Genomic DNA, 6,518 nt, shown 5'->3' with positions numbered 1-6,518 from the left:
GGCCGGACTAAGCCCATATCGAACTCATCATATCAATCGTTTTGGCCTTTCTGAGGTGAAAGAACGCTATCCAGTACCTGCCAGTTATGACATAAAATTCTGATAGAGCTTATGTGGTAAGGGCTAGAGGGCGATCTTACACATTTACGCATGAATCCTTACGCCTAGCCAGGCTCAGTGCATAAGCGAGATACCAGCGAACACACTGAGCGATAACATCAGTGGGGTAATGCAGGCGACGGAAGGCTTTTCGGATGAGAGACATGGGCAGGCAACATCGTAAAAAAAAACAGCATGTTACCTGACTACGCCTTAATGCGACAGAACCAACCGGGCAGTACTCGATCAGCGATCTGGCTGAATTATTTTCTGTTTCGCGGCCAACTGTTTATCGAACGCTTGCTCGTAAGGTAGTTGGGTAGGCGTGATTTAATGTAATTTCAGACTTAACAATCAAATTAACTACATTATTTTAGAGGTAAAAATGGATTCTCTCTTAGCGATTTTAGGTGGGGTTGGTTTAGGCGCTATTTTAAAATCAATTGTGGATTATTTTTTAAATAAAAAATCCGGAAGAAATAAAACTCAATATGCCGAAACATGTGATGCATATATCGGGATTCTTTTGGCGTTACATAAGATATCAGTCATAAAAAATCACGAGACATCTAAAGATTTCGGGCTTGCACACATGAAGGTCAAGCTATTTGGTTCAGACAAAGTTGCAAGTCTGATAAGTGAAGCTGTTTATACTGATGATGAAGCTAGGAAAAATGAAATCTTAGAGAAAGACATGATTGATGCGATGAAATATGATTTACGTAGTAAAAGGACGTAATCAAAATCCCTATCTAAAAGGTGACAAAATTTTGGCGGATTACGGCTTACAACCCTATTTCTTAAATACATTGGAAAAAGCTGGCTACCTTGTTCAGATAAGCGATCGTCAGGCTTGGAATGTGGATGTCGAGAAGTTGTAACGCTTCCAAAAAAATCTTATATAATTCAAATTGTAACCTCATATCAAAGTGGGGTTTGCAACCAAATTTGGTGTGGAGAAGGTGACTATGAGTAGACAACGGGTATCAAAAGGTAGTGTTATACCGAAAAAAGAATTCAAAATAGCAACTGTGCTATCTTCCCTTCCTGTTGGTTGTGATTTCGATTCTTTCTTTTCTGAGTTTAAACGTGTCTATCCGAAGGATTGGGAAAGAGTTAATAAGCGCTACCAGGAGCATGAGAGGTTAACAAAACCTGGTAAATCGCACCCGATGGCTCATCCTTTATCTTATATGCGAACTGCATTTCGTAGCTTCCAACAAAATTTAGTTAAAAATTCCATGTCAGCAGCAGATTACTTAGTTTCACTTGAAGAACCTAAAGATAAATATATAGAATCTGAGCCAACAGAAAAAGCAAGGAAAGAAATAATAAGAAATAAAAACATCGTATATTCATTTGAGAAAAGAATGCTGGCTGTTCATTTGCTTGGAAAATATAAATGTCAGCAGTGTATCGATACCCTGATTGATTTGATGAATAACGACCATATTTTTGATGTGAGAGAGTTAGCTTATGAAAAATTGATTCGGTTCGGGTTAGACGTCGGCCCTCAATTAAAAAAACCTTCACATCATACGGATCCTCAGATAATGCAAAAAATAGCATCGGTAGGTTTTTCCTCTGAGCAAGTGAAAACAAAAGAAGGGTGTGAGCGAGCAATCAACGAGTTCCGTAAAAAGTACCCTATTGAATACGACCTGTACACTCACTCAAAACGCAATCAGTTCAAGGCTTGGTTTAGAAAGCAGATCAGCTAACTCGGAGGGGGGGCACTATTTCCGTTCTCCAAACAGTCCCTTGGATGCGCTAGCAGTCGGGCTGAAATGGCGTAACGGAAATTTCGGCGGTTCCGGCGTAGAACCCCAGGATCAGGAGTGTGGTGATCTGATCCTAACTACGGCCAAAAGTTCGATTTATTCAACAACGCCGCGTGGAACCCCAATTATGTTGATTAATTGAATCCATTACTATCAATAAATGATTATTGGAGTAGTGACTGGTTAAGAATGCCGAGCAGTGCGCAGGCATTCCAGGAATGCGCCGAAGGCGCATAGAGGCGCCCTGAGAAGTTGACCAGAGCACAGTGGTTAATGGCGCCGTAGCCCGGCGCAGCCGGTTACGCTGTTGATAGGTTCCACCAATCCATCCCTTCCCCTACCAGACCATTTTTTTGAGGCTTGAGCTATGCGAGAGCCGTTATAACCCAGCTTACAGCAATGAAATTGTTTAATGGTCGGAGACAAAAGAAAGAATTAGCGATTGGAATTGATGTAGCCGGATTAATTTTTAGTTAAGGGGTTTGAAGCCTTACCGTACGAAAACGTACGGTAAGTACGTTTTTTGAAGGATGATGTCCGTTTGATGTGTACTTAAAACTGACAATACAGAAGGTTACGCTCTTAGCGTACGTTTCCGTTCCATTGGGCTTTGACCCCCGTTAATAGCTAATGGTTATGTGAAGTTCTTTTGCCCGGCTTTAGCCGGGAGCTACTTATTATTGTTCTTTATGCTGTATTGCCAATGAGTAATTTGCCCTGAGCGAAGCGAGGGGAGCTACTTTAGAGAGCAGGCTTTAGCCGCTCGAAAAGTACTCCTCTTTTTAGAGGCTTATTTTGTTCAGTAATAACGTTCGAAATTAATGATATTTATCTAACAGGTTACGAAATTAAGTACATCAATTCGAAGTTAATAGTACAAATATTCACCGTAATGAGAATTGCGTGACTGTCGATCATAAATTCGGGTGGATAATGAAAAATAGTCCGTTGAGTAGAGGTTAAATAACACTCAACTTCAGGGGTTCGGCCAACACAAAAACCGCGCAACGCACGGTAGGGTTCGGGATGGGGTCATCTTGGGGCTAGATTATGCCTGCTCGCTCAAGCAACAGGCGGTAGTAAGTTTCCGGGTCACTGTGGCTCAGTCCGGGTTGCTCTTTCTGTAAGGCCTGTTCTTGCATCACGACGTCTAATCTCGTGACTTTTGAACTGGTTGACCATTTTACATACGCATCATAATACGGAGTTTTGCGTTTATGCTTCGCTTTGGCCAGACTGCGGATATTTTGCTGTGTCTGGTCCAGAATAAGATCGAGACGCTGGGTATTATCACGCTCTATTTCAGCCAGTCGTCCTTCTAATAGAGCCACTTTTTCTTGCTTCTCTTTTGCCAGGTCAGGGCTGACAACCCAACGTTTGATTTGTTTCAAGCGATTCCGTAGAGAGGGTTTGTCATTTAGATCAATACCAATACGCTCAACACGCAGCAGGTGCCGTTCATACTTTTTACGTAAACTTTCAGTCAACCCGTTTTTAATCGCCCAGGTTTTGAACTGGCCAAGCCAATGACGGATCTCTTCAACGGCGATCCCCCGTGAAATGAAGAATTTTTCGGTCAGCCATAACCGCAACGGTTTATTCTGGCCACTGTCAGTATCTTTACCGTGTAGAACAATCACGTACCCGAGCTGTTCCTGTACTGACAAGGCATGTAATGGGCTGTCATAGGCTTTGCGGCCATTATCATAAACATGCAACATCCCCATCGCGGCCGCTATTTGCTCAAACGGAGCCATGATTTCAAACGGGTAGTCACTGTCTGGGTTGTAATCGCAATTGGCAGCCAGAGCCATTGACAACGCGGTCAATGCCTCACAGCTTTCAGAACGTGCTGAGATACGCATTGCCTTTGGCGTGAAGTAAGGGTCATTACGCTTGGTATATGGCACATAACCTTCCCGCCGCAGTTCAATGAGATCATGATTGCGGTGCCAATTATGGCTTTGCATACGCGCCACAACTTTAGCCGCCATGCCTCGAGGCACAGAGCAACACAACTGGGGTGTATAACGCCGATGAACTTTAGATTGTCCACGTCGCAAAGCGTTTGATTCGCCTCGCCGTGTACGTTTTAGAGGATCAGGATGTACCTGAATGGCCTGTTGGCTTTGACTATTCACCCCATCCTACACAGATGGCGGATGGGTATTGTTTTCTGAATTGCATGAGTTATAATCTCTCACAGGCCAGCGCCTGCTTTGTGACCCCCTGATATCTGCTCCCTTCCGCCAAGTTGCGAACAGATTTCGGGGGGTTTTTGCATTTAAGGCCCGCTGCTCTGGTACCTCTTACCCTAGACATTTAAGGATATGTCCCATCCAATATTCATTATGCCGCAAAAAAGCCACATAAGACTACATTCGCTTGCTGTTCAGCCCCTTACAGAACCATATCACCAGCATAAACTCTTGCAAATACTACTCGATTTTATACAGCTTGCAACTAGTGGATCGCGGGAAAACGATCCTCATCACTCAGTGAAATTTAAATAACGTTAAAAATCAATACTTAACACACCTTCTGATAAGGTTCTCTTTATTGAACGCAGAGAATTTATTTATCAACAATACTATTTCTAAGTATTCTAAATAAAAGGTCACTTATGGCCAAAATGAAAGACGTCGTTGAACAAGCCAGTGAGGGTGCTTTGGGGGTTAGTTCAAAAAAGAACCTAAACTTACAATATTGTCCAAAACCCTACCCCCTTTTTTTTCAACCTTTAATATTCATAAAATCCCCCTAAATGATTAACAATCGAACCTTGGGTAAATATTTATAAACGCTATCGAAGTTGCGTAACTGTCTAAAAATAATGTATTTCATTATGCCGGTTTATTCTAGTTTCCTTTTACTAATAGAGGAAAATTCATGTCCCGGAAGATAAATAAAAAAACCGCGCATAAAAATGAACTAGAAATACCAGTCATATTCAAGCTTTATATGGACAATCTGGACGAACCCTGCGGCATTAAAGATAAATACTCAATTTTTAGATATGCTAATAAGGCGTATCATGACCTACTAAACTTACCAAAAGGTTACAGCGTCATCGGTCGTAAGGATAACGACCTACCGGCACCAACATCTGAGTATGCTAGCTTGTTCCAAGCTCATGATCGTCTTGTAGAAAATACAGGAAAACGACGAAGCTCACTGGAGATACACCCTTTCGGTAGAGAGCAACAATTGAGCGCTTATTTCTTTGATAAAACACCTTTTCCCGATGCTTTCGGGAATATAGTCGGAACTTTTTTTCATGGACGTAAAGCAGAACATATCTCATTACGGTTTTACACATCAGAATGTCAACCTGAATCCTTATTACTCACACTTCCCAGTGATTTTTTTTCAGAAATAGAATGGATGATTATATTTTATTTACGTTCTCATTTATGCAGAAAGGAAATTGCAATGATATTGAATCGTTCTGAAGGATATATAAAAAATATAATCGCTATGATTTATGATAAAGCGGGGGTTACTAATACGCGGATGCTTATCGATTTTATTAGAGAAAAAGGCTGGCATCGATATGTGCCAGAACAACTTCTGACACATCATCACCGTATATTACCTTAGCAGAGGTCATCTAAAAAATTCTGCCTGTGCTCAGGTGTGAATCAGGGCATAACGAGCTATATTTTTGCGTGCAGCTGATGCGCAGTATTACCGGAGATGCAGAATGTATCTCCTTTTTTAACCAGGTAATGCCGTTTATTCTTCAACCCGCCCTCGACCAGATCGGCAAGGTAGATAACGCCTTCTCCATCCAGCATGGAAAACCATTCATCACCCATGCACATGCCAACTAATTTTTGTTCCTTGATCCATGCGAGTACCAAAGCTGTTCAGCGCAGTACCCTTTTGCAAAGACGCAATTCGGATGCCGGCAACAGGATCACAGATCCGCGCCACCAATCTCCTCATGAAAACCCTTTATAATATCAGTCCCTTATAAAAATTAGTAGTGCCGAGACGGCACTACTTTACCAACGCCTGTTCTCGTATGATTCACCAAGTTTAATCGATAATCGTCTCTTCTCCCCGCCAAGAGCAGAGATAAACGAACTCAGGCATATATATAGCAAGCCTGTTAACCAGTTGATTTGTTGATGAATTCTAAAAGACGCTCAACCATTTTCTTGGCTTCATCCAAGGATGTTTTGTACTTCCGAGCGTCGTCCTGAGCATCATAAAATGGATTTAAGACTGCATTATTTTTATGCCGATGGAACTGAAGGATAGCTTCCGCTACGTCGTCATCAATGGTGTAGAAATAGCTTTCCGGATAGTCCAGTGCTTTTGCAATACGGACTATAAAGTCGAAGGAGGGGGTATTGCGACCGACTTCGTAATTTGACAAGCGAGAATTGAGGCTTACACCTTCAATACCAACAAGCTCAGCTAGTTTTTCCTGTGATAATCCCGCGGCTTCACGAGCTGCCTTTAGTCGCTTGGGAACCATGTGACCTACCTCTTAGTGTCTTGGGATCATATAAAGCTCAGCAGTCACGACTATTAGAATTTGTAATATATTTACTTTCTTGTATTTTGACGTTATGATTTTTCCTGTACCCGTTCTACCGCCAAGAGAATGGAGTGCATCTGAACAAGAAT

At 42.0% G+C, this 6,518-nt stretch carries 6 protein-coding genes and 2 pseudogenes; 4 read left to right on the top strand and 4 right to left on the bottom strand.

The window, feature by feature from the left end:
- Window positions 1-169 precede the first annotated feature (169 nt).
- Window positions 170-265, bottom strand: a pseudogene (locus tag DJ39_RS18085) (IS6 family transposase); the annotation flags it as partial.
- A 64-nt stretch (window positions 266-329) separates the two neighbouring features.
- On the opposite strand from DJ39_RS18085, the pseudogene DJ39_RS18080 reads away from it, so the two are divergent.
- The 3 genes and pseudogenes from DJ39_RS18080 to DJ39_RS18185 form a co-directional block, all read left to right on the top strand.
- Window positions 330-422: pseudogene (locus tag DJ39_RS18080) on the top strand (helix-turn-helix domain-containing protein); the annotation flags it as partial.
- A gap of 62 nt (window positions 423-484) precedes the next feature.
- Window positions 485-838 (top strand): hypothetical protein, encoded by a 354-nt coding sequence (locus DJ39_RS16880; RefSeq protein ID WP_038251884.1) that lies wholly within the window; start codon window positions 485-487, stop codon window positions 836-838.
- 229 nt (window positions 839-1,067) lie between these two features.
- Window positions 1,068-1,820, top strand: a complete 753-nt coding sequence (locus tag DJ39_RS18185) for a HEAT repeat domain-containing protein (RefSeq protein WP_069971731.1) — start codon at window positions 1,068-1,070, stop codon at window positions 1,818-1,820.
- A 1,103-nt stretch (window positions 1,821-2,923) separates the two neighbouring features.
- Here the strand turns inward: DJ39_RS18185 and DJ39_RS16870 are convergent.
- On the bottom strand, window positions 2,924-4,021 hold the full coding sequence (locus tag DJ39_RS16870; RefSeq protein WP_230596536.1) for a Replication protein: 1,098 nt from the start codon (window positions 4,019-4,021) through the stop codon (window positions 2,924-2,926).
- A gap of 748 nt (window positions 4,022-4,769) precedes the next feature.
- Here DJ39_RS16870 and DJ39_RS16865 point away from each other — a divergent pair.
- On the top strand, window positions 4,770-5,480 hold the full coding sequence (locus DJ39_RS16865) for a PAS domain-containing protein (protein WP_004720782.1): 711 nt from the start codon (window positions 4,770-4,772) through the stop codon (window positions 5,478-5,480).
- Between the two features lie 56 nt (window positions 5,481-5,536).
- Here DJ39_RS16865 and DJ39_RS18075 read toward each other — a convergent pair whose 3' ends face one another.
- A complete protein-coding gene (locus tag DJ39_RS18075) occupies window positions 5,537-5,698 on the bottom strand; it encodes a hypothetical protein (protein WP_004720783.1) in 162 nt (53 codons plus the stop codon).
- Window positions 5,699-5,994: 296 nt separating this feature from the next.
- Window positions 5,995-6,366, bottom strand: a complete 372-nt coding sequence (locus DJ39_RS16855; protein ID WP_004720785.1) for a helix-turn-helix domain-containing protein — start codon at window positions 6,364-6,366, stop codon at window positions 5,995-5,997.
- Window positions 6,367-6,518: the final 152 nt, after the last annotated feature.

The organism is Yersinia ruckeri ATCC 29473, from assembly GCF_000754815.1.
Classification (GTDB): Bacteria; Pseudomonadota; Gammaproteobacteria; order Enterobacterales; family Enterobacteriaceae; genus Yersinia; species Yersinia ruckeri.
This window is presented reverse-complemented; position numbering and strand designations above follow the sequence as displayed.